Annotated in this window: 20 protein-coding genes; 9 read left to right on the forward strand and 11 right to left on the reverse strand. The window is 66.2% G+C overall.

Annotation, left to right across the window (positions count from 1 at the left end; translation table 11 throughout):
• Nucleotides 1-64 precede the first annotated feature (64 nt).
• The 5 genes from WIMU1_RS17165 to WIMU1_RS17185 form a co-directional block, all read right to left on the reverse strand.
• Complete coding sequence (locus WIMU1_RS17165) at nt 65-637, reverse strand: TetR/AcrR family transcriptional regulator (protein WP_038252633.1); 573 nt, start codon at nt 635-637, stop codon at nt 65-67.
• 88 nt (nt 638-725) lie between these two features.
• The gene (locus WIMU1_RS17170; protein WP_062798988.1) at nt 726-1,886 is read right to left on the reverse strand and encodes an alpha/beta hydrolase; all 1,161 of its coding nucleotides are present in this window, start codon (nt 1,884-1,886) and stop codon (nt 726-728) included.
• The gene (locus WIMU1_RS17175) at nt 1,883-3,265 is read right to left on the reverse strand and encodes a wax ester/triacylglycerol synthase domain-containing protein (protein ID WP_062799236.1); all 1,383 of its coding nucleotides are present in this window, start codon (nt 3,263-3,265) and stop codon (nt 1,883-1,885) included. Before WIMU1_RS17175 ends, WIMU1_RS17170 begins: the two co-directional genes overlap by 4 nt.
• Nucleotides 3,266-3,278: 13 nt before the next feature.
• The gene (locus tag WIMU1_RS17180; protein WP_158599255.1) at nt 3,279-4,781 is read right to left on the reverse strand and encodes a WS/DGAT/MGAT family O-acyltransferase; all 1,503 of its coding nucleotides are present in this window, start codon (nt 4,779-4,781) and stop codon (nt 3,279-3,281) included.
• Nucleotides 4,782-4,995: 214 nt separating this feature from the next.
• Entirely contained in the window at nt 4,996-5,610 is a 615-nt protein-coding gene (locus WIMU1_RS17185; RefSeq protein ID WP_133248694.1) for a TetR/AcrR family transcriptional regulator, read from the reverse strand.
• A 164-nt stretch (nt 5,611-5,774) separates the two neighbouring features.
• Here WIMU1_RS17185 and WIMU1_RS17190 point away from each other — a divergent pair, with 164 nt between their 5' ends.
• The 3 genes from WIMU1_RS17190 to WIMU1_RS17200 are packed head-to-tail and all read left to right on the forward strand — an operon-like array spanning nt 5,775 to nt 11,330.
• Entirely contained in the window at nt 5,775-6,818 is a 1,044-nt protein-coding gene (locus WIMU1_RS17190; RefSeq protein ID WP_158599254.1) for a spirocyclase AveC family protein, read from the forward strand.
• Nucleotides 6,815-9,022, forward strand: coding sequence for a molybdopterin-containing oxidoreductase family protein (locus WIMU1_RS17195; RefSeq protein WP_211339017.1), 2,208 nt, complete (start codon nt 6,815-6,817; stop codon nt 9,020-9,022). The genes WIMU1_RS17190 and WIMU1_RS17195 overlap by 4 nt, the downstream gene beginning before the upstream one ends.
• The gene (locus WIMU1_RS17200) at nt 9,006-11,330 is read left to right on the forward strand and encodes a molybdopterin-dependent oxidoreductase (protein ID WP_371850302.1); all 2,325 of its coding nucleotides are present in this window, start codon (nt 9,006-9,008) and stop codon (nt 11,328-11,330) included. Before WIMU1_RS17195 ends, WIMU1_RS17200 begins: the two co-directional genes overlap by 17 nt.
• Here WIMU1_RS17200 and WIMU1_RS17205 read toward each other — a convergent pair.
• The gene (locus WIMU1_RS17205) at nt 11,319-12,410 is read right to left on the reverse strand and encodes an NAD-dependent epimerase/dehydratase family protein (RefSeq protein WP_062799243.1); all 1,092 of its coding nucleotides are present in this window, start codon (nt 12,408-12,410) and stop codon (nt 11,319-11,321) included. The genes WIMU1_RS17200 and WIMU1_RS17205 overlap by 12 nt on opposite strands.
• Nucleotides 12,411-12,541: 131 nt before the next feature.
• Between WIMU1_RS17205 and WIMU1_RS17210 the strand changes: the two genes are divergently transcribed.
• Complete coding sequence (locus tag WIMU1_RS17210; protein ID WP_062799244.1) at nt 12,542-13,441, forward strand: amidohydrolase family protein; 900 nt, start codon at nt 12,542-12,544, stop codon at nt 13,439-13,441.
• Here WIMU1_RS17210 and WIMU1_RS17215 read toward each other — a convergent pair.
• Complete coding sequence (locus WIMU1_RS17215) at nt 13,438-13,719, reverse strand: DUF2277 domain-containing protein (protein ID WP_062798993.1); 282 nt, start codon at nt 13,717-13,719, stop codon at nt 13,438-13,440. The two genes, WIMU1_RS17210 and WIMU1_RS17215, sit on opposite strands and share 4 nt — an antisense overlap.
• A 15-nt stretch (nt 13,720-13,734) precedes the next feature.
• Nucleotides 13,735-14,703 (reverse strand): NADPH:quinone oxidoreductase family protein, encoded by a 969-nt coding sequence (locus WIMU1_RS17220; protein ID WP_062798995.1) that lies wholly within the window; start codon nt 14,701-14,703, stop codon nt 13,735-13,737.
• Between the two features lie 41 nt (nt 14,704-14,744).
• On the opposite strand from WIMU1_RS17220, the gene WIMU1_RS17225 reads away from it, so the two are divergent.
• On the forward strand, nt 14,745-15,437 hold the full coding sequence (locus WIMU1_RS17225; RefSeq protein WP_030165055.1) for a class I SAM-dependent methyltransferase: 693 nt from the start codon (nt 14,745-14,747) through the stop codon (nt 15,435-15,437).
• Between the two features lie 43 nt (nt 15,438-15,480).
• Here the strand turns inward: WIMU1_RS17225 and WIMU1_RS17230 are convergent, their stop codons facing one another.
• The 3 genes from WIMU1_RS17230 to WIMU1_RS17240 all read right to left on the reverse strand — a co-directional run bounded on the left by WIMU1_RS17230 (nt 15,481) and on the right by WIMU1_RS17240 (nt 18,364).
• Nucleotides 15,481-15,978, reverse strand: a complete 498-nt coding sequence (locus WIMU1_RS17230) for a metallophosphoesterase family protein (protein WP_062799246.1) — start codon at nt 15,976-15,978, stop codon at nt 15,481-15,483.
• Nucleotides 15,979-16,050: 72 nt separating this feature from the next.
• Nucleotides 16,051-17,478, reverse strand: a complete 1,428-nt coding sequence (locus WIMU1_RS17235; RefSeq protein WP_245968939.1) for an alpha/beta hydrolase domain-containing protein — start codon at nt 17,476-17,478, stop codon at nt 16,051-16,053.
• A complete protein-coding gene (locus WIMU1_RS17240) occupies nt 17,465-18,364 on the reverse strand; it encodes an alpha/beta fold hydrolase (protein ID WP_062799249.1) in 900 nt (299 codons plus the stop codon). The genes WIMU1_RS17235 and WIMU1_RS17240 overlap by 14 nt, the downstream gene beginning before the upstream one ends.
• A 145-nt stretch (nt 18,365-18,509) precedes the next feature.
• On the opposite strand from WIMU1_RS17240, the gene WIMU1_RS17245 reads away from it, so the two are divergent.
• Genes WIMU1_RS17245 through WIMU1_RS17260 form a run of 4 tightly spaced genes read left to right on the forward strand, consistent with a single transcriptional unit; the run spans nt 18,510 to nt 22,724 of the window.
• Complete coding sequence (locus tag WIMU1_RS17245) at nt 18,510-19,562, forward strand: alcohol dehydrogenase catalytic domain-containing protein (RefSeq protein ID WP_307715142.1); 1,053 nt, start codon at nt 18,510-18,512, stop codon at nt 19,560-19,562.
• A gap of 29 nt (nt 19,563-19,591) precedes the next feature.
• A complete protein-coding gene (locus tag WIMU1_RS17250) occupies nt 19,592-20,368 on the forward strand; it encodes an SDR family NAD(P)-dependent oxidoreductase (protein WP_062799253.1) in 777 nt (258 codons plus the stop codon).
• Entirely contained in the window at nt 20,368-21,261 is an 894-nt protein-coding gene (locus WIMU1_RS17255; protein ID WP_062798997.1) for an IclR family transcriptional regulator, read from the forward strand. Before WIMU1_RS17250 ends, WIMU1_RS17255 begins: the two co-directional genes overlap by 1 nt.
• Nucleotides 21,258-22,724 (forward strand): flavin-containing monooxygenase, encoded by a 1,467-nt coding sequence (locus tag WIMU1_RS17260; RefSeq protein WP_062798999.1) that lies wholly within the window; start codon nt 21,258-21,260, stop codon nt 22,722-22,724. The genes WIMU1_RS17255 and WIMU1_RS17260 overlap by 4 nt, the downstream gene beginning before the upstream one ends.
• Nucleotides 22,725-22,728 lie beyond the last annotated feature (4 nt).

Below are 22,728 nucleotides of genomic sequence, written 5' to 3' on the forward strand. Positions count from 1 at the left end.
GCGCATTCAGCGCCGGGAACTGGCGAAAGCTATTAGACGACTTGACTATTGAAGGCGCGAGCGTTCAGGCCAGAATCTGGCGCGCGGCAGCCTCGAGCTGGTCCGCGACCTCGCCGTAGGACAGGTGACCCATCCCCGCGCGAACCATCGCGCCGGTGTAGACCAACTCCAGCAGTCCCACATCTCTGGAGCTTCCCTCCGACCCGACGGCTGCCACCAGGAGCCGATGGATCTCGCGGCTGATCTGGAAGCGGAGCTGTTCGACGTCGGAGTCATTGCTGAGCAATGCCTGCGTCACCGCCGCGGCGAACTCGGGCTCGTCGGCGACATTGAGGGCCAGGTACCGCAGCACACTCACGACTCGCTCGATCATCTCCGGAGAGTCGTTGGCCGGAGGTGTGGCCGTGGTCAGCCGACGCCAGTACACCTCAGCGACGAGGTGTTCCTTCGAGGAGAAATAGATGTACGCGGTCGCGCGGGCCAGGCCCGCCTTGGCCGCGACGAGAGGCACCGTCAGCTCCGAGTAGCCCACTTCGCCGAGTACCTCGACGGTGGCCGCACCCAGTTTCAACACCGTGTCGGCACGTTTGCCCGTCAATCGTCGACGAGTGGCTTCAACCGGGGACTGATCAGGCACAGCTGGCAACGGTACCCCGACCGCCACGTGGGTCACCAACCTGCTCCGGCCGACCACTCGGCACAGGGCGCCTCAGGCGCGGGCCGTTCTAGGTCTGCGCCGAGGCGAAATCGGTGATCGCCGCACGCACGGCCGACGACATCACCCCGCCGATGTGTCCACCCGGGTACCAGTGCACCGGCCCCGACCAATGGGCGTGCAGACGTTCCGCGGCGGCAACCGAGGTCACCCTGTCGTTCAGGGCGGCCACCACCAGACGGCGGTCCGCCTGCGCATGAGGTACCACCCTGAGGGGATCCACCACGCTCGTCACGTCCTGGACCGGATCCGACCGCAACAGCTCTGCGATCGCACGACCCCGGTCACCGCCGCGGAGCAGATGATGGGCCATGGTTGCGTGCAGGTCCAGCATCGGAACCACTGCGATCACCGATTGCACCTGCGGTTCGAGGCCGGCCACGATTGCGGCGACCGGACCACCCAGCGAGATGCCACCGACGGTGATGGGGGTCGGATCCTGCGCATGCATCCACCGGACCAGGGCACGGACCTCCGCGATCCCACGGGCGGTGAGCGCGACGTTGGCCATCGGATCGAAGCCGGGGAAGGTCACGCCTTTGCTGCGTCGTAACCCGTGCCCGGGCAAGACCGGGAACACGACGTTGTAGCCGAGTTCCTCGTGCAGGAACGCTGCGCGCAACGACATCAGGTCGTCGATCCGGCCCTGACCGGCGCCATGGATCCAGAGCAGCCACGGGTGCCCCCGCTCGCGGTGTTCGAGGATCCGCACGGTTGCCGCCGTCTTGGTCTTGTCGCCCGAGAGCAACAAAGGGTGGGGGTCCGGACTCGCGTAGTCCAGCCGCTCGTACGCCACCGGGCCCAATTTCCGGCGGATAGACCGCTGGATTCGGAGCTCGGGGGGATCCGGGTTCGCCTCGGCCATCGGCAGCGCCCTGAGCCTGCTGCCCACCAACGCACACCTGTCCACGTTCGCTCGGATGTCGTCTTCATCGGGCACGGCGCGCAGCAGCGAAAAGCCGGCGATGAAGAACTCGTCGAGCGCTGTCTCACCCACCTGGCGGACGCCGAACGCCGACGGTGGGATGCCCGTGGCCGCGGCGCGATGGCTGGCGCTGCGCGAGCTCAGCACCGCGCGGGGCAGGACTTCGGCCAGCAGCGACATCCGTGTGAGCGACGAGTCGAATCTGTTCTGCCAGCGGCCACGATCCGGCCCGGGTGTGGCCGTCATCGGTCCAGCATCTCAGCCGTGCGCAGTGCCGAGGTCAACTCGTCCAGAGACGACTGGACCCGGCCAAGGAATGCCGCCGGGTCAGCCATGGACTCGGGTGTGGTGATCAGGCCCATCGACAGTTGCCCCGCGTAGCTGTACGCGGTCAGGTTGACATCTGCCGGGGCTATCGCCAGTGCAAAAGACGTCCATTGCTCCACTTTCACGTCGCCGATCCATCGATGTTCTTTCGGTCCTGGCATGTTCGCCGTGGTGATGTGGTTCATCACCAGCGGCGCGATGGGCGCTGCGATCGGACGCGCCCAGGGTCCCAGGCGACCGGTGTAGGTCGCGAGATGCTCGGTGAGGTCGAAACCCAGCTGCCGACGAAGGGACACGGCCGCAGCGCAACTCGATGCGGTGGCGCGCACCCGCTCGACAGGGTCGACGATCTCGGTGTGGAGGTAGACCGTCGCCGTCGCCAGCTCGTTGCCCTGGCGGCGGGGCGAAGAGAGGTCGCGGCACACCCCGAACATCCCGACGGCGGGGCGATCGGTGCGCTCTCGGCGGGCCAGACGCTCCGCGCGGATCGCGCCTGCCACGATCCCGTGAAACGCGCCGTTGACGGTGGTGCCCGTGGCAACCGCCACCCGCCGCACGTCAGCGAGCGGAATCGACGCACTGGCGCAGCGCCGCCGATGTGAACTCGGGGTGTTGAAGCTCGTGCGGTCGGCGCCCATGAAGTGGGGTACGGCTCGGCGCTGTTCGAAACGTCGGGCCGCCACCCCGGTGCGATACACATCTGCCGCCACATGCGGTAGGTCGCGCATCAGGCGAACCGATTCTCGCCGGGCCATCGCACGCATCTCGGCGCGTTCAGGAGGTGTGGCGTCTTCGACCGACCAGGGATTCGGTTCAGCCGCAGTCGCTCCCGGGCTGTCGCTGGTCACCGCGCGGAAACAGTTCAGCGCCGCCAGACCGTCCACCACCGCGTGATGCACCCGGATGACCACCGCCTGACGATCGCCGCTCAGCCCGTGTACCAGGGTCATGGCCCAGAGCGGCCGATCGCGTGAGAGCCGTTTCGTGGCGAGCGCGGCCAGCAGTTCATCGAGCTGCGATTGATCGCCAGGGGCCGGAAGGGTGTGCTCATCGATGTGGTGGGCGATCCGAAAGCTCATGTCGGGCACCCAGAAAGGACGCCCGCGATGACCACGCAGCGCTTCGATCCGCTGGGTCGCCCGGGGGAAGTGGCCGAGATAGCGGGGTACCAGCGCGCGCAGTTCGGCGAGGGTCACCGGTGTGCCACGGTTCGACGAGTCCAGAATCGCGACCTTCAGGGTGTGCATCGGGGTCGTCGATGTCTCCATGTTGAGCATCAACGCGTCCGGTCCGGTCATGCGCTCCATCGGACTACTTCACCCCGCTCTTTGTCCGCCGGCCCGTCGTGGACCGTGGCCGTTGCGTCTCATCGCCCGATCCGCCCGACTGCTCGTCGGCAGCAAACGGATCATCAACGGCAGTAGGACCTTCGAGACCGCTGGCCGCCAGCAACTCGGCAAGCGCCTCATCGAGCGCATCGATGATCTCCCACGGATCGGGAACCAGGTTCGGGTCCACGTGTAGACCGAAATCCATCCGCTCCATGTTCGACAGCACCGTGAAGTTCAGGCCCATCCCCTCCAGGATCACCGAACTTGGGTAGATACCGGTGACCTTGGCGCCGCCCATGTACAGCTGGAGCGGCGGACCGGGGACATTCGAGATGAGGGTGTTGATCCGCAGCGGCATCCGTGAGATCAGCTCGGTCGAATAGATCGCCCGGATCGCGGTACCGAGGATCAGCGGGGCGGCTACTTCACCCAGCGACTGGATCTGCCTGGCGCTCATCGCCTTCGACATCTCCTTGGCGCCCGCTGCTGTTTCACTGACCGTCTTGAGTCGTTGAATCGGGTCATCGAGATGCGTGGCCAACTCCACGAACACGGTCGTGATCTGGTTGTCCTGCGTGTCGTCGCCTTCGGCGCGGGTCGACACCGGTACGCCTGTCACCAGTGAGCGATCCGGCAGGGCGTCGTGCGCGAGCAGGTAGGTACGCAGCGCGGTGCCGCACAACGCCAGCACCACGTCGTTGACCTTGACCCCGTGCGCCTCCTTGATGCGACGGATGTCGTCGAACGCGATGCCTGCGAACGCCAGCTGCCTGCGGACTCCGATCGACGCGTTGAACGGAGTGCTCGGGCCTCTCGGGATGGCCGAGGCCAACGATCCACCGCTGCGTGCCCCATCCAGTACGGCGGCGGCCTTGGAGAGAACGTCGAATCCATAACGCGCATAGGTCGCGGGGCCTTTGACCCATCTGTTCGCCAGACCGCCGACGACGTCGAGCACACCCTGATCGCCGGCGGAGGATTCCTCACGCGACGGCTTGGCCACCATCGGCGCTGCCGCGTCTGGTTCGACATCGAGCATTGCGGTGGCGAGACCGGCGCCGGCGACACCGTCGAGCAGACAGTGGTGGTACTTCATGAGCAATGCCACCCGTCCACCGGCGAGGCCTTCGATCAGCCAGACCTCCCAGAGCGGGCGGTTGCGGTCGAGTTGGGCACTGAGAAGTAGACCGGCCACTTCGCCGACCTCTCGAGCGCCGCCGGGTGAGGGAACACCGATGCGGTGCACGTGATGTCGGACGTCGAAATCCGGATCATCCACCCACACCGGGCGATCGAGCCCGAACGGGGCCTGCTTGAGCTTCCAGCGGAACTTGGGGGCGTATTCCATCCGCTCGCGCGTGAGCCGAACGACGTCGTCGTATCCGAGTCCGGACTCCCCCGGTTCCAAGATCGTGAGACCACCGACGTGTTGATGCCACGACGGCGTCTCTGCCGCCAGGAACAGCGAGTCGGTTCCACTCAAGCGCCGCATGATGTCCTCGTCGGAGTCGATTGCGAAAACGAAAGGTATTCGTTTCTGTCGAATGCCATTCGTACAACCGCGACACTACGTTGTCAATCGAATCGACGCTGGTCTTCGGGGATATCGGGGCGTGAGCAGGCACGGACCACGGCAGCCAGATTTGTCACATCACCGCGGGCCGGCCCTCGTCAGCCGTCGGTGGCCTGCGGCAGGTTCAGCTGCCCAGGACCGCAGCGGTGACTGCGCCCTGAAGGATCTGTTCGAACACGTCGTCGGCGTTGCCCACGACATCGAAGAACCCGGACAGCTGCAGTGAGACGAACCCGTTGATCGCGGCGAACAGCGCGAGCTGGGTCTGCAGCACCCGGTCTTCGGGCACGCCGGCGGTCCGAATCATCACCGCGAGGGCCTCCCCCGCCTCCGCGCTGGCGGCACGAAATGCAGGCAGGTCGATGGGAACTCGCAACAGCGATCGGCATCGATGGGGCCAGCGCTCGCCGTAGTCGACGAACACCCTGGCCAGGACCCGCAGACCGTCCACCCCGGTACGCCCCATGGCGGCCCTGCGCGCGAGATCGCCGAGTTCACGCATCGCGTGGAGTTGTAGTTCGCTGCGCAGTTCTTCGAGGCTGTGGACGTGGTTGTAGAGCGAGGACACCCGCACCTGCAATCGGGAGGCCAGCGCCGTCATCGTCAAGGCCTCGGTACCCAGCTCGTCGACGAGCGCCTGCGCCTCGGAGATCACGCTCTCGCGTGTCATCCGACTGCGGCGCGCGGCCCGCACCTCGGACGCCGCGGCACGCGTGGACGAAGGGTGGTCAATGGACACTGAGGACTCCTAGCGACTAAAGAGATTCGTTTACAGACGCTACTCCTTCGTACTGAGACGAGGGAAGTCGCCAACCGCCAGGAGCCCGCGAGTGTTGACACCTCAGATGACCCTGTGACTGAATGAAACCGGAAAATGTGACGTACGTCTCACTTGTTTGCACTATGACACCACCACTCCTGGCCACCATCGACAGCCCATCCACGCGTCCACCACGAGAGGTGGCCGAACTGCAGGACGGAAGAGCACTCATGTCCGGACCCCCGATCACGTCAGACACGGTGTCGACGCATCCAGACCGCACGAAAGGTCCACTGCGACCGTCGAAGACGGCGCTGATCCTCGCCGCCGTCGGACTGTTCTTCGTCGCGATCCAGGTCTACGGCTACATCGCCTGGCTTCTCGCCGATCCGGCGAAACAGCCAGAAGGCAACGATCCGGTGCCGGCCTCGGTGATGGCGAATGTCGATCGCGCGGAAGCGATCCTGATCATCCTGACTGTTGTCTGGATTGCGGTTTTGGTCTTTTCCTGCTGGCGCGCAAAGGGACTCACGTGGCCGCTGCTGCTGACCTTCGCGTGGTCGGCGGTCTACTGGCAGGAACCCCTCGTCAACGCGCTGGACCACAACTTCACCTACAACGCCCATCTTCGCGATCGGGGCGACTGGGTGAGTCACCTGCCGTTTTCCCCCGTCGACGGGCCCACCCTCTCGCAGCCACTGTTCGAGGCCCTGGTGTTCTTCGCCCTGCTGCCCATCTTCGGTCTGCTCAGCTACGCCATCCTGCGAGGACTTCACCGCGTCGGTCTCCACTCACCACTTCTGCTGGTGCTGTCGGTGTGGCTCATCTTCGTCGTCCTGGACGCCGCTTTCGAGATGGCCGGGATCGCACAGGGCCTGCTCGTGTGGAACCGGGTGGCCGACAACCTCGCGATCAGCGCGGGTACGGCAGATCAGTGGCCGGTGTACGAGGGCATCATGCTCGGCTTCCTGTGGGCGCTACCGGGCATGCTCATGTTCTTTCGCGGGGGCCACCGCTTCAGTGTTCTCGATCCCGGAATCGACGTGTTGCCGGGCGCCCTGCCCGTCGTCGTGCGACTGCTCGCCCTCGCGGGTCTTCTCAACGTGGCGTTCCTCGCGTACAACATCGCTCTGATGGTGTTGTCAGGGTCGACGGTCGCACCCGCGCCGAGCTGGTTGTCGCCGTGACCGCGCCCGTGGACAAGACAACGTTCTGCCGCATCTGCGAACCGATGTGCGGCATGATCGCCACCGTTTCGGACGGCCGCCTGCTCCGCTTGAGACCTGATCCAGCACATCCGCTGAGTGAGGGATACGCCTGTCCAAAAGGCATCGCGTTCAGCGACATCGTCAACGACGACGATCGGGTTCTGCATCCGTTGCGCCGCCGGCCCGACGGTGGATTCGATCGGGTGTCGTGGGACTCGGCGATGTCGGAGATCATCGCCCGACTGCGCAAGGTGTACACCGAGCACGGTGGCGAGTCGATCGGCGGCTACCTCGGCAATCCATCGGTCTTCAACACCGGACTGATGATCTGGAGCGGACTGTTCTTCCAGATGCTCGGCAGCCCACACATCTACAGCTCCAATTCCCAGGACGCCAACAACCGTTACGCTGCAAGCCATTTCCTCTACGGCAACGCCCTCGCCGTACCCATCCCCGACATCGAGAGGGTGGAACTGCTCGTTGTGGTCGGGGCAAATCCGGTCGTGTCCCACGGCAGTTTGATGAGCACTCCTCGGGTTCGGGACAAGTTGGTCGGCATCCGCCGACGAGGCGGACGGGTGGTGGTGATCGACCCGAGGCGCACCGAGACGGCCCGTGAGTTCGACTGGATGCCCATCCGCCCGGACACCGATGCCCTGCTGATGCTCTCGCTCATCAACGTCATGTTCGCCGAGGGGCTCGTCGACCTCCGAGCAGTCGCCGCGAAGGCGACGGGCGTTGCCGCCATCGAGAAGCTCAGTGCCCCTTATCCACCCGAGGCGACCGAGGAGCGAACGGGGGTACCGGCAGCGACAGCGCGCAAGCTCGCGCGCGATCTGGCCGGCACGTCTCGCGCAGCCGTCTACGGACGCGTCGGCACGTGTCTGGGCCGCAACGGTACGTTGACCACCGCCTTGCTCGACATCGTCAATCTGCTTGCGGGCAATCTCGACTCGGTCGGCGGCTCGATGTTCGGCACGATGGGCTTTCCAGCAGAGCGCGCGATCGCGCGTGCGATGCAGCGGTCGGGCGGATTCGGCTGGGGCGCACGTACCAGCCGCATCGGCGGCTTCCCTCAGGTGGCCGGGCAGGCACCGGCGTCGTTGATGGCCAAGGAGATCACCACACCCGGGCCCGGACAGCTGCGGGCGCTCTTCCTCTGCGCGGGCAATCCCGTGCTGTCGGTTCCCAATGGCGCCGAACTCGCCAAAGCGCTCGGGCAGACGGATCTCTGCGTGTCCTTCGACCTCTACCGCAACGAGACCAATGCCAACGCCGACTTCATCCTCCCGGCTCCGAGTATGTACGAACGTCCCGATCACGTGCTGATGTTCCAGTCGCTCTACACCACACCCTTCAAACAGGCCACGGATCCGGTCATCGCGCCGATGGGTGAGAGCCGCGCCGAGTGGCAGGTGTTCAACGAACTCGCCGGCGGCCTTGCGGACCTGTCGCCCAAGATGCGTGCAATGGCGTTCGTGGACAGAGTCTCTCGGAGGCTGGGGCGGCCGGTAGATCCGCAGAGGGTGATCGACGGCCTCATCAGGATGGGTCAGGGCGGCGATCGTTTCGGCATTCGTCGGCGGGGCCTGAATCTGGCGCGGCTGCGAGCTGAGCCGAGCGGTGTCGTGGTCGCCGAGCACCTCCGTCCGGGCCGGCTGCGCACCGTGGTCACCCACCGTGGTCGCAAGGTGAAACTGGATGCACCGGAACTCGTCGAGGAGTGTGGGCGCCTCGACCTCGACGAGCCCGCGGGCCTGCCACTGCTTCTGATCGGGATGCGTGAGGTCCGCTCGGAGAACACGTGGCAGCACAATTCACCGATGCTCCTGCGCGGTGGGCGAAGCCACACCGCGCGTATGCATCCTGACGACGCCGATGCCCGCGGGGTCACGGACGGTGACATCGTGTCGGTGCGGTCGGCGCACGGCGAGATAGTCCTGCCGATCACCGTCACGGCGGACATCTCACCCGGCGTCGTCGCCATCCCGCATGGCTGGGGTCACAACGGTTCCGGCGGCTGGACACGCGCAAATGACGCCGCCCGTGCCGATTCGGGCAGCGGGGGCGCCAACGTCAATCAGCTGATCTCCAGCGACCCGGCCGATCTCGAGCGGCTCGCGGGGATGGCACGGATGAACGGGGTTCCCATCGAGGTGATCGCCCATGCCCGACCGAGCTGAGCCGAGCAACCCGAACCTCATGCTGGGTCCGGCCGATCATTCGGTGACCTGCCCACTGTGCGAGGCGATGTGCGGTCTTCGTGTCCACACCGAGGGCAACACCGTCACATCGATCCGCGGCGACCGCGACGACGTGTGGTCGCGCGGGCACCTGTGTCCCAAGGGCACCGTCCTCGGACACCTGCACGACGACCCGGACCGTCTTCGCGAGCCCATGGTCAAACGCGCGAACGGCGAGCACGTCCCGGTGTCCTGGGACGACGCGTACGAGGAGGCCGAGCGGGTGTTACGACCGGTCCTCGAGCGTCACGGAGCGCGGGCCCTGACCGTCTACGTGGGAAACCCGGTGGCGCACAATGTATCGCTGAGCTCCTACATCGGCGGTCTGATCGGGATGGGTCAGGCGGCGGGGATGCAGACCTACTACTCCCCTGGCACGGTTGATCAGTGGCCACTCAACGTGGTCGGTGCGCTGCTGTTCGGTGGTATGTGGAACGCACCGATCCCAGACCTGGACCGCACGGATCATCTGGTGGTGCTGGGCGCCAATCCCGCTGCGTCACAGGGTTCGATGCTCTCAACACCGGATGTGATGGGCAAGATCCGCGACATCTCGCGCCGGGGCGGTCGGGTCGTGGTCATCGATCCCAGACGCACCCGCACCGCGCAGGGTGCCGACGAATGGGTACCCATCCGTCCCGGCACCGACGCCCTGCTGTTGTTCGCGATCTTGCACACCCTCGCCTCGAACGGCTGGGTGAGGCGGCCGCAACACCTTCAGGGCCGGGTCACCGGACTCGACGACGCGATAGCCATGGCAGCGCCGTTCACACCCGAACGCGTGGCACCGGTATGCGGCGTCACCGCCGTCTCGATCCGTCGACTCACCGCCGGGCTCGCTCATGCCGGAAACCCTGTCCTGTACAGCCGGATCGGTTCGTGCACGCAGGAATTCGGGTCGTTGGCCACGTGGCTGGTCTTTGTTCTGAACACCGCTCTCGGCGCCATCGACCGTCTCGGGGGCGCACTCTTTCCGAAACCCGCGGTCTGGTCACCGATGTTCATGAAGCCGCCCGATCAGGATGCACCCGGATGGCAGTTCGGCCGGTATCACAGCCGCGTCCAAGGCATCCCCGAAGTGTTCGGCCAGTTCCCGATCAGTGTCCTTGCCGAGGAGATCGACACACCGGGTGACGGGCAGATCCGCGCCTTCATCAGTGTGGCAGGCAATCCGGTGATCTCGGCGCCGGGGTCGGCTCGGCTCGACGCCGCTCTCGGCACCATCGACGCCATGGTCTCGGTGGACAACTGGCTGAACGAGACCACCCGTCACGCCCATGTCATCTTGCCCGGACTGTCTCCGCTTGAACGTTTCCACGCCGACGACCTGTACTGGAACTACGCAACTGCGTCGTGTGTGAAGTGGTCCGAACCGGTGTTCGCCCCGGACTCGGGCCGGCCCGCCGAGTGGGAGATCCTGCTACGGCTGAGCGGCGCCGTGCTGGGCACCCCGGTCCCCGACGTGGACGTGGCCGCCATGGACGACCTCTATGTCGGTGGCCTGGTGGCAACCCTGTGCACCAGTCCCGACACGCCTTTGGCCGGCCGCGATGCCACCGCATCGTTTGAAGCCCTCCGGGGTGTGGGACCCGAACGACTCGTCGATCTGGGAATCAGGCTGGGGCCGTGGGGAGATGATCTCGGTCGGAGACCCGGCGGCCTCACACTCGACGATGTACGGGACCACCCGAACGGACTCAGGCTCGGCGAACTCGAGGGCGACCGTCTCGACGAGGTTCTGAGCACACCCTCGGGCACCATCGAACTGGTGCATCCGCACCTGACCGCCGACATCGACCGACTCGAACGGCGGATCGACCGAGAAGCCGACGAGTTGGTGCTCATCAGCCGGCGGCATCTGCGATCCAACAACTCGTGGCTGCACAACGTCCCCGCGCTCATGCGCGGCCGCGTCCGCTGCACCGTGTTGGTGCACCCAGCCGATGCTGCACGGCTGGACCTCATCGACGGTGCGCCCGCCGAGATCACCACGTCCGCTGGTTCACTCACAGCACCGGTGGAGGTGAGCGACGAGATGATGCCGGGGGTGGTGTGCCTTCCGCACGGTTGGGGGCACGGCGTGGCCGGCACAAGGCTCGCCACCGCCAACACCCACCCGGGCTCCAACTCGAACCTGCTCAATCCGCCAGAGCTGTTCGACGTTCCGAGCAACACGCAGGTGGTCAACGGTGTACCGTGCCGGGTCACATCCGCTGTCTCACAGGACCTTCGGTCATCAGGACGGTGAGTCGGGCGATGGGTTGCCCCACCTGGAGGCGATCGCTCCCCACGGATCGGCGAACCGGCCCGGCGTGTGGCGATACGGCGACTGAGCGCGCAGGTATCTGCGCATCGCCGGGGCGATCACCCGCAGCGGGTAACGCCTGACACCCACCCGATCGCGGGTCTCGGCGATGAGGTCTGCAAGCGTGTGCCGCTGGAATCCCAGGGCCGCCTGCGCGGAGCTGGTGTCCATCCAATCCGTGGCGAACCAGTCGCGGTCGCTGTCCGGATTTCCTGGCCTGCCGATGGGGAGTCCGCCGGTGAGACCCATCGCCTCCGAAACGGCCGGAGCGAGGAAACCCTGTGTGATGCGGTGCGACTCGTCACCGCCGATCAGGTAGATCTCCCTGCTCATCTGGCCGGTGGCGGCTGCGGCGAACGCATGGGCGACATCGCGCACGTCCACTGTCTGGATGCGGCCGTCCGTGGGCAGCAACCCTTCGAAGTACACCAGATCCTTGTCGATGTCCCAGCGCGGTTCAGCTGTCATCACCCCGCCCAACCGTAGGATCACCCATTCGAGATGCGAAGCGGTGACGATCTTTTCGGCTTCCGCCTTGTGCGCGCCGTACAGGTCCGACGGTGCCGGCGCCATGTCCGGGGTGAGGACATCGTCCACGCGGTGTGGGTTCCGCGGCCCGTACACGGCCACGCTCGATGCCTGGATGAACCGCGGCGGGGATGGTTGGGCAACAGCGGCATCGACCAGGGACTGCGTGGCCGTCACGTTGACCTTGCGGGCGAGGTCAGGGCGCGCGTAGCAAGCGGGCGGGATGACTGCGGCCAAGTGCACGATGACCGTCGGACGAACCGCGGACACAAGCGCATTCAGCTCGGCGGGATCGGTCAGGTCGGCCCATCTGACGTCGAGCCCGTTCCTGCCGGCGAGCCCGTTGCTGCCTTTGAGCCGAGCGGCCTTCTTGTGATTGGGCTCGATGTCGAGGTCGGTGGCCACCACATCGTGGCCACCGGCCAGCAGGGCGCGGACCAACTCGGCACCCACCAGGCCGAAAGCTCCTGTGACGAGTATGCGATCAGTTGACATCGACACACCTTTATCGCGGACTCGCGGGGCAGTTCCCCGCCGGACTCCGACCATTAGAACATACAGGTGTCTGGACATGAGTCCATCGAGCCGATGTCGACCACGGCCGCGCGGTCGGTAGCGTGGGCGAGGTGTGCGAGCCTTCTCCCTCGTCACCGGCCGAGGTGCACGCCGTTCGCAGGATCTGGAGCGACCTGGACCTCCCCGGAATGATCGACGTCCACACCCATTTCATGCCGAAGTCGGTGATGGACAAGGTCTGGGCCTATTTCGACGCCGCCGGCCCGCTCGTCGGAAGGCAGTGGCCGATCACCTACCGCACCGACGAACAACAGCGAGTACAGACACTGCGCGATTTCGGGGTCACGACGTTCACGTCGATGATCTACCCGCACAAACCCGACATGGCCGCCTGGCTCAACAGCTGGGCCGCGGAGTTCGCGTCACACACCCCCGACTGTCTGCGAACTGCCACGTTCTACCCGGAGCCCTCTGCGCCGGCATACGTCGCCGCAGCGATCGAATCGGGCACATCGGTGTTCAAATCGCATATCCAGGTCGGCGACTACAGTCCGCTCGACCCACTGCTCGATCGGGTGTGGGGTGCCATCGCCGATGCGGGGACACCGGTTGTCATCCATTGCGGATCAGGCCCGGCGCCGGGAACCTTCACCGGCCCGGAGCCCATCGCCGAACTGTTGCAGCGGTTTCCGACGCTGACGTTGATCATCGCGCACATGGGCATGCCGGAGTACGCGGACTTCCTCGATATCGCGAGCCGCCACGAACGGATTCATCTCGACACGACGATGGCATTCACCGACTTCGCCGAAAAGATGGCACCGTTTCCCGACGACCGCAGGGCACAGCTGGCCGATCTGGGCCACCGCGTCCTGTGGGGCAGCGACTTCCCCAACATCCCCTACGGCTACGCAACGGCACTTCGTGCGGTCACCCGACTCGACATGGGCGACGAGTGGTTACGCCGGGTGCTGCACCACAACGCGTCGGAGTTGTTCGGACTCGACTAGGCTCCGCGCGCCGCTCGCGCCGCGATCCGCGCCTGCACCTCGGGACGACGCAGGGGCGGAACGGTTTTGGGGGGCTGCCGTCGGGGCGGCAATGACTGGAGCAACTCCTGCGTCGCAGCGGTCACCCGCAGGACCGCGAGTTCGAACGCCTGCTGGTTCGCCTCCGACGGCTTCTGCACGCCGCTGACCTTGCGGACGTACTGGCGGGCCGCGGCCTCGATCTCAACGTCGGTGGCCGGAGGTTCGAGTCCACGAAGCTCAGTTATGTTGCGACACATTGTTTTCCACTCCCACTATTCCGATATCTTGACTACCGCCTTGCCGAGGACCTTGCCTGCCGCCAGGTCGTCGAGAGCTTGGGGCAGATCGGCCAGTTCATAGGTCACGTTCACCGGTGGCCGCATGCCGTCGGCGATCATGGTGGTCAGCTCCTGGTGGATCTGCGCCGGAAGTCCGGGGTGGGTGCGGACGTACTCGCCCCAGGCAGCGCCGACCACCGAGATGTTCCGGAACAGCACCCGGTTCAACTTGACCGTAGGGATACCGCCTGCCGCGAACCCGATGACCACGAACCGGCCGTCAGGGGCCACCTGACGCAGCGCCTCGTCGAACACCTCGCCCCCCACCGGGTCGATCAGGACGTCGACACCGTTGCCGGTGAGTTCCTTGATCCGCGAGCCCCAGCCTTCCTCGAGCTGAACCACCTCGTCGGCGCCCATCTCCCGCAGCATCTCTTCGGCACCGGTGCGATGCACGATGGCGATCACCCTGGCGCCCATCGCCTTTGCCACGCGAATGGTTGCCACGCCCACGCCCCCGGCGCTACCGAGAACGCCGACGGTCTCACCCGGTTCGAGATGGGCACGTGTCTTCAGCGCGAACAGCGCGGTCTGGAAGTTGATGCCCATGGCGGCACCCTCGTCGAATGTGAGGCCGTCCGGGATGGGCAGCAATTGCTCGGGCGCCGCAGCCACCTTCTCGGCAAAACCGCCGACCACCGACATGACAAGAACCCGGTCGCCCACCGACAGGTCGGATCCCTCGGGCACCCACGACACGACACCCGCCACCTCGGTGCCCGGCGTGAACGGAGTCGGCACCTTGAGCTGGTACTTGCCCTGGCTCATCAGGAGGTCGGGGAAGCAGACGCCGCAGGACTTGATGTCGACCAGCACCTGGGTGCCGGTGGGCTCCGGGTCCGGGACCTCGTTCAGGGACAATCCGCTCGGGCCGGTTTCTTCGGTGAGTATCTGCGCCTTCATAACGCACAACCCTACGCGGAGGCGCCGATAGGATCACCGGTATGACATCTGTATCCGAAACCCGAAACGACCAGCCGAGCGAACGGCACCTGCACGCCGCGGCCGAGGCTCCCGGCTTCATGCCGATCGACGAGGCCGTCGCGCTGTATCGGGTTGCGCAGCAATACCTGTCGGCTCCCGACGCGGTGGGCATCGGGGTGGAGATCGGAACCTACTGCGGCAAGTCGACCGTCTTCCTCGGAGCCGCCGCAGAACCGACCGGCGCCACCATCGTCACCATCGACCACCATCGCGGCTCCGAAGAACATCAGCCCGGCTGGGAATACCACGACACCTCGCTGGTGGACCCGCACACGGGAACACTGGACACCTCGGCCCGGTTCCGGCGCACCATGTGGGACGCCGGTCTCGAAGAGACGGTGATCGGACTGCTCGCCACCTCGACGGCGGCGGCAAAGGTCTGGGGCCGGGCCGCGGACTTCGTGTTCATCGACGGTGGCCACAGCAGCGAAGCAGCCCAGAACGATCTTGCGGGGTGGGCACCGTGGGTGCGGGTGGGCGGCGCCCTGCTCATCCACGACGTCTTCCCGAACCCCGAGGACGGTGGCCGGCCACCGTTCGAGATCTACGAGAAGGCCCTGCAGACAGGGCAGTTCACCGAGGTCGGCGCGCAGGGGTCGCTCCGGGTGCTGCGTCGCGACAGCGGAACACCGGGTCAGCCGCTACCGGCCTGACTCCTGATCGCTGACGTCCGGCCACGGGCCTGGCGTCAGCGGTTCACCTCTCGATCCGGTGCAGAACGACATCGCCGAGGTCGCCATCGACCACGCGAGCAGTCATGTACGTGCAATACGGCTGCCTGCGCCGGTCGGTGGGCGAGCCGGGATTGAGTAGACGCAGACCCGTACCCGTCGTGGTGTCCCACGGGATGTGGCTGTGACCGAACACCAGGACATCGGTGTCGGGGTACGCGACCGACATCCGTTTCTCCCGACCCACTGATGCGCCGGTCTCATGCGTGACCGTGAAACGCAGCCCGCCGAGGGTCACATCGGCGCGCTCGGGCATGCGTGACCGCAGATCAGGGCCGTCGTTGTTCCCCCAGCACGCGATCAGTCGTTTCGCCCGACGCTCGAGTGCTTCGAAGCTTGCCAGGTCGACCCAGTCACCGGCGTGGATCACCACATCGGCCCGGTCGACTTCATCCCACACGACCGCGGGAAGGTCTTTGGCGCGCTTGGGGATGTGGGTGTCGGCCAGCAGCAACAGTTTCACGACCACAGTTCTACCGCCCGCGGCCGCGGTCTCACCCGGCGATCAGTCGATCTGAACGTTCGTTCTACGCCTTCATCGGCCTGCCGACCACCCGGCAGTGGCGCGGTGGGCATCACCGAGGATCTCCGCGCGATCCTCGGCGAGGACAAAACCGCGCGCGATCGCCTCGTCGGCGGCAGCCGTGTACTGCTCGAGATAGGCCTCGGGTGTGCCGTACATCGTGGTGAGTTCAGACGGGGACAACGGGACGGTGGACCCGAACAGCTGGCAGATCCGAGACGCCGTGGCCGTGCTGAATCCGCTGAGGACCGACGTCGGGACCTCCACGCTCGGAGTGCGCACTCCCCCGACGACGTTGCCCACCGCATCGGTGACGAACCGCGGAGTGGGTCCGGTGTCGTCCACCGCCATCTGCTCGGCGGCAGGCGGCTCGCGCCCGTCGCTCACCCAGGCGTCGAGATGACGCAGGGCGGCCCGGACGACAAAACGTTGCTGGCCGTCGTTGACCGCGGTGGGACATCCGAGGAACGTCTCGAAATCACCGATCTGGAATCGGTCGGCGTGCGCACTGCCTGCGACTTCCCACAGTCGCAGTCGGGCCGAATCGTCTTGTCGGGCAGGGTGGTACCAGAGATGCCCCAAGATGTCGGTCTCGGTTTGCACGAGGATCACCGGGACGTCGAGATCGTCGCGGATTCGCACGGCTGGTGCGCCCAGAGCGGCGACGAGATCGATGGCCCGACCAGGTTCCCCCAGCGGCATGGTGGCACCTGCCCGGCTGTGGACGACAAACCCGTCGACGAGACGGTCATGCGGCTGGACACCGTTCGCATACGTGGTCATGGCGAGCGCGGACTGGGACTCACCGACCGCCAGCACCCGCTGGATGTCGAGGTGGGCCAGCGGGGTCGCAGAGCCGTTTCGCAAGGTGTCGATGATCCTGGAGAAGATCGAATAGCTGTACCCGTCGCCGGGGTGATGCAGGCCGCCGTACCGCTCCGGGTCGGCACCGACCAGGCCCTTCGGCGCGCCATCACCGACGGCCACCGTCGCCGAACCACCCTGAACGCCGGAGAACTGCGCCGACACCCCTACCCAGGCGTATCCGCCCCGGACGATCTCCTCGCTCAGATAGGTGTAGTCGGGGGCCGCGTCCTGCCCGCTGCTGACGTTCAGCCACTCCACCACCAGCGTGCCGTTGAAGCGCTCGGCGTCGGCGGGCGCTCGCGTGACCACGCGGGTGATGAACTCGGCGTCGTCGACCGGCTCGATGTCGAAACGGCCATCGGCCGGCAGGCCGGCGGCTGAGTACCTCGTCGCCACCCCCGACACCGCGTATTCACCCTCGTCATACCCGGCGCCGGCCAGGTCGGGGCCGGGCACCGCCGACATCAGCGACAGGCCGGCACCTCCGCTGAGCACCGCGAACTCGGCGCCCATCAGGCGACCTTCCTGTAGCGACCGGGAATCATCCTCATCGGTGGTGTCATGTCCGCGCATCCCCTCGTGCCGTGGTGGCCGGCGACCGGCCGATGCGCGAGAGTATCGCGTCGGCGATGGCCTCCGGATGCTCGTCGGGCAGCCAGTGCGAGGCATCTGGGATCTCGATGAAGCGATAGTCGCCGCGCACGAACTCACCGCAACGCTCGGCTCCGGCCCTCGCGATCGCGATGTCGCCCGAACTCCACACGAACGTGGTCGGTACGTCGACGACGGGAACGTCTTCGCTCGCCGGGGTCTGAGCGCGGTACCAGTTCAGAGCGGCGGTCATCGCCCCCGGCGCGCTGAGGACCCGCACATGTTGGTCGGCCACATCACCGGGAACCGCATCCCCGAAACCCATCCGCAGCGCAGCGGCATCGTCGGCCAGCAGATTGAACTCGGGCTCGTCCGGTATCTGGAAGTACTCCATGTACCCCGAACGCTCTCGCTGCTCGGGGTCTTCGCTCTTGGCCCACGCGAAAGCTGCGGGGTGCGGCACGGATACCGCGGTCAGCGACGAGATCCGTTCGGGATGCCGCGCGGCCACGGTCCATGCGACGGCAGCTCCCCAGTCGTGTCCCACGAGATGCACGGTGTCCAGCCCGAGTGCGTCACAGATCGCGATGACGTCCGCGACGAGTTCGTCGAGCTGGTAGTCGTCGACCCCCACAGGGCGGGCGCCGGCCGAGTAGCCGCGCTGATCAGGTGCGATCGTCGCGTAACCGGCGTCCCGCAGCAGGTCGGCAACAGCTCGCCAGGATGCTCGCGATTCGGGGAACCCGTGCAGCATCAGCACAGTCCCGGCCGGCGGTGACTCCGGCCGCGACACCAAGATGTCGAATGTCAGATCACCGACGGTCACCTGCTCCGGCGTGGTCCCGCCGCCGTTTGCCCCATTGGTCACCTGCGGCAGTCTACTGAGCACGCTTCGACCCACCAACGATTTGCACAGTGCAAACACTTTTCGAAAGCGGTTGCGCCACTTGACACTCAGACGCGGGGTTCTCGTTGACAGTACCGCGCTGCTGTGAATTAATGACGGAACAAATGTGACGTGGGTCGCATCGATGGACGGTGCGCGCACCGTCCGTGATCGGGGAGCGAACATGCGGGCAGCTGTGGTCGACACCGGGACGTTCTCGGTGTGCGAGGTCGACGATCCCACACCCGGCCCCGACGATCTGATCCTCGAGGTGAGCGCGTGCGGCATCTGTGGATCAGACATCAAGACCGCCCCCTTTCTGCCCGCCGGCACGGTCATGGGACACGAGTTCTCCGGCACCGTTGTCGCTGCCGGGCGCGATGTCGCCGCTCAGTGGCAAATCGGCACGCCGGCGACCGCGATGCCCGTGAGCGGTTGCGGCACATGCCTTTCCTGCGTGTGCGGGGACGTGGCCCGATGCACGCGGGTCGAGGCGTTCGGCCTGGGTGGACGCGCAGGCGGATTCGCGGAGTACATCCGGGTCAGCGCCCGCGAGACGGTTCGATTCGACGGCGCACCCACCGCGGTCGGCGCGGTCACCGAGCCTCTTGCCGTGGGGTTGCACGCCGTTGCCCGCGGGGCCATCAAGCCCGGCCATCGTGTGCTGATCGTCGGCGCGGGGCCGGTCGGTATCGCCATCCTGTTCTGGGCAGTCCGCCAAGGCGTCGACGAGATCGTGGTGTCCGATCCGGTCGCCTCCCGGCGTACCTCAGCGCTTGTCTATGGCGCGTCCTCGGTTGTCGATCCCGCCGCCGATCACCCAGGTGAGGGTTTCGACGTCGTCTTCGAATGTGTGGGGTCGCGCGGGATGATCGCCGCCTGCCTCGAATCCGTCGCACCTCGCGGCCGGATCGTGGTGGCCGGAGTGTGCCTCGAAGAGGACGGCTTCATGCCCGTCGCCGGCGTGGTGAAGGACATCGACATGAGCTTCGTCTCGTACTACACCAGGCAGGAGTTCACACTCGCCGCAAAACTGTTGCAGCAAAGCAGGATCGACGTCTCCGACTTCATCACCGGGCGCGGCGGGCTCGACGACCTCGGTCGGCTGATCGCCGAACTGGGGTCGCCGTCGAATCAGCAGAAAGTACTCATCGAACCGCAGCAGGTGCTGGTCGGCTGACCGGCACCAGCGAGAACACAGGAGCCATCATCAGCACCCATAGCAAGGTCTCGCTTGTCATCGGCGGCGCCTCCGGAATCGGACTCGCGACCTCTCGACTGCTGGCCGAAGGCGGCGACACCGTTGTCCTGGCCGACATCAACGCCGAGCAGGCCGCACAGCGGGCAACCGAGATCGGCCCATCGGTCACGTCCAAGCGGCTCGACGTGACGGACGAGGAATCCGTCGACCGCGCCTTCACCGAGATCGTGGGCGAACACGGGCAGCTCCACAGCGTCGTCAACTGCGCCGGACTCACGATCCCCGGCGCCATAACCGACCTGGCCCTGGCTGATTGGCAGACCACCATCGATGTCTGCCTCACCGGGGCGTTCCTGGTGACCAAACACTCGGCCAGACACCTCGCGGACGGCGGGAGCCTGATCACCATCGCATCGCTGAACGGCCGGCAGCCGGGAACGGGCATGGCAGCGTACTGCGCCGCGAAAGCCGGCGTGCTGATGCTGACCGAGGTCGCGGCCCTCGAGCTGGGCGAGCGGAAGATCCGGGTCAACGCGATCTCCCCCGGCCTGGTCGACACCCCACTCGTTGCGGGCCTGGCCCTGGTTCCTGGTCTCACCGAGGACTACATCGAGAACACACCCCTCGGCCGCAGTGGACAACCGGAGGAAGTGGCGGAGATGGTCGCATTCCTTGCCTCAGACCGTGCGTCGTGGGTGAGCGGAGCCGCCTTCGACCTCAACGGCGGCGCGCACACCCGCAGATATCCCGACATCCTCAAACACGTGGCAGCAATGGGTGTTTGATGGTCAGACGTTCACCCCAGACCGAGCGATTGGTCGAGATCGTCGAGTACCTGGCCGACCGCCCCACCGACGGACGCAGCCTGGCCGACATCTCGCGAACCCTGGGGGCCGACAAGGCGACACTGTTCCCGATGCTGACCGAGCTGACCCGGGTCGGCTGGGTGGTCAAACACCCGACCAAGAAGACCTACCGGCTCGGACCCCGGCTCGCCCCCGTCGGTGACTCGGCGCGGATCGCCGTCAACGCGATCGCGCCGGCCCGTAAACCCATGTCGCGGTTGGCCATCGAGTCGGGCAACGTGTGCTGCCTGATCGTGCCGTCCGGTGGCGACCTCGTGGTCGCCGAGGTCGCTCATCCCGAACCGGACGACCGCCCGCTCCTCGGTGTGCGAGCCGGGGACAAGATCACCCATCGGCCGCCGCTGGGTTCGGTCTTGGTGGCGTGGGCCGACGACTTCGCCATCACCGCGTGGCTGGACCGCAATCCCGTTGTCGCCGAGGACTCGAGCCGGTATCGGGCGGTGCTCGACCTCATCCGGAACCGGCGCTTCGCGGTGGAGCAGTATCCGCCCGAGCCCGCGGCCTTCCGCGACGTGGCGGTCTCGGCGACATCCATCGCCTACGGTTCCGAGCGCGCATCCCGGTTCACCCGAGGCCAGGAGGAACGACTCAACGTCGAGATGCTCGTCGGTGAGATAGACGACGCCCAGCTCTACCGGCCGCTCTCGGTCAATTCACCTGTGTTCGACCGCGAAGGAACGGTTGTCGGATCGCTGTGCCTGCTCGACGTGCCGGAAGCGATCACTGGTGGCGAACTCCGCGACATCGGACACCGGCTCCGGGACACCGCAGACGACATCACCGCCGAGCTGGGTGGAGTGGTACCGGGGTGAGCACTGCTCGCCATCCGCAGGCGCATAAATCGGTCGGGACTGCCGTCATCGGAGCCGGATTCTCCGGCATCGCAGTGGCTCTGAAACTGCAGGCTGCCGGTGAGGGCGGCTTCGTGGTCTACGACAAGGCTGACGCCGTCGGGGGTACATGGCAGGCCAACACGTACCCGGGTGCCGCCTGCGACGCACCGTCCCATGTCTACAGCTTTTCCTTTGCCCAGCAGGTCGATTGGTCTCGGCGCTTCGCGCCCGGTCCGGAGATCCGTGACTACCTCCAGCGCTGCGTCGACGAGGCCGGAATCACCGAACGGTTCCGTCTGGGTGTGGGCGTCACGTCGGCGACGTGGCGCGACAACCGGTGGGAACTCGAGCTGACCGACGGATCCCGGGTGGACGCGCAGGTTGTGGTCTGTGCGACGGGCCAACTCGACATCCCGGTCGTTCCCGACATCGACGGCCTGGAGATGTTCTCCGGCCCGGCCTTTCACACCGCGCGATGGCGGCACGATGTCGATCTCACCGGGAAACGTGTCGCCGTCATCGGCACGGGGGCCAGCGCCGTCCAGGTGATCCCGGCCATCGCAGAGGAGGTCGAACACCTCACCGTCTTCCAGCGCTCCGCGCCGTTCGTGTTCCCGAAACCGGACGGTTCGTACGGTCCCGGCATCAGCGCGGTGTACCGGCGCTATCCGCTGCTCAGGAGCGCCGCCCGACAACTGATGTGGCTCTACCTCGAGTTCTTCGGCATGTTCTTCTGGCGCTGGCCCCGAATGCTCACCTCTCTGGCACTGATCCACCGGATCATGTTGCGGCACACAGTGCGTGATCCAGACTTGCGTACAGCACTCACTCCGGACCACCGGATCGGATGCAAACGGATCCTCATCGCGGACGGCTACCACGAGAGCCTGCAGCGTCCGAATGTCACCGTGTCCACCGACAGGATCGTCGGTGTCCGGCCCGGTCGGGTCGAGACCGATGCCGGACCATGTCCGATCGACGTTCTGGTCTTCGCCACGGGCTTTGCCACGTCCGGTTTTGCCGGCAGCGTGTCGATCACCGGGCGTGACGGAATGACACTGCACGACAAGTGGGCCGGCGCCCCCGAGGCCTACCTGGGGCTGTCGGTGCCCGACTTCCCCAACCTGTTCTTCATGTACGGTCCCAACACCAACCTCGGCTCGGGGTCGGTGATCTACCTGATGGAGGCCCAAGCCGACCACGTCGTCGCTGCGGTCAAGCGTCTCCGAAGTGGCGCCCTGGACGTCCTCGAAGTGCGCCGAAAAGTGTTCGCCGACTTCATGACCGCCCTGCGCACGAGGCAACCGGGGACGGTGTGGGCGTCGGGATGCGACAGCTGGTACAAGCAAGCGGACGGGCTCGACACCCACAATTGGCCCTGGTCCATGTCGCGATACCGGCGGATGACCCGCAGGGTGGGCTCGGACGTGTACGGGGCCTGACTTT

The sequence above is a fragment of the Williamsia muralis NBRC 105860 genome (genome assembly GCF_001598915.1).
Lineage (GTDB): Bacteria > Actinomycetota > Actinomycetes > Mycobacteriales > Mycobacteriaceae > Williamsia > Williamsia muralis.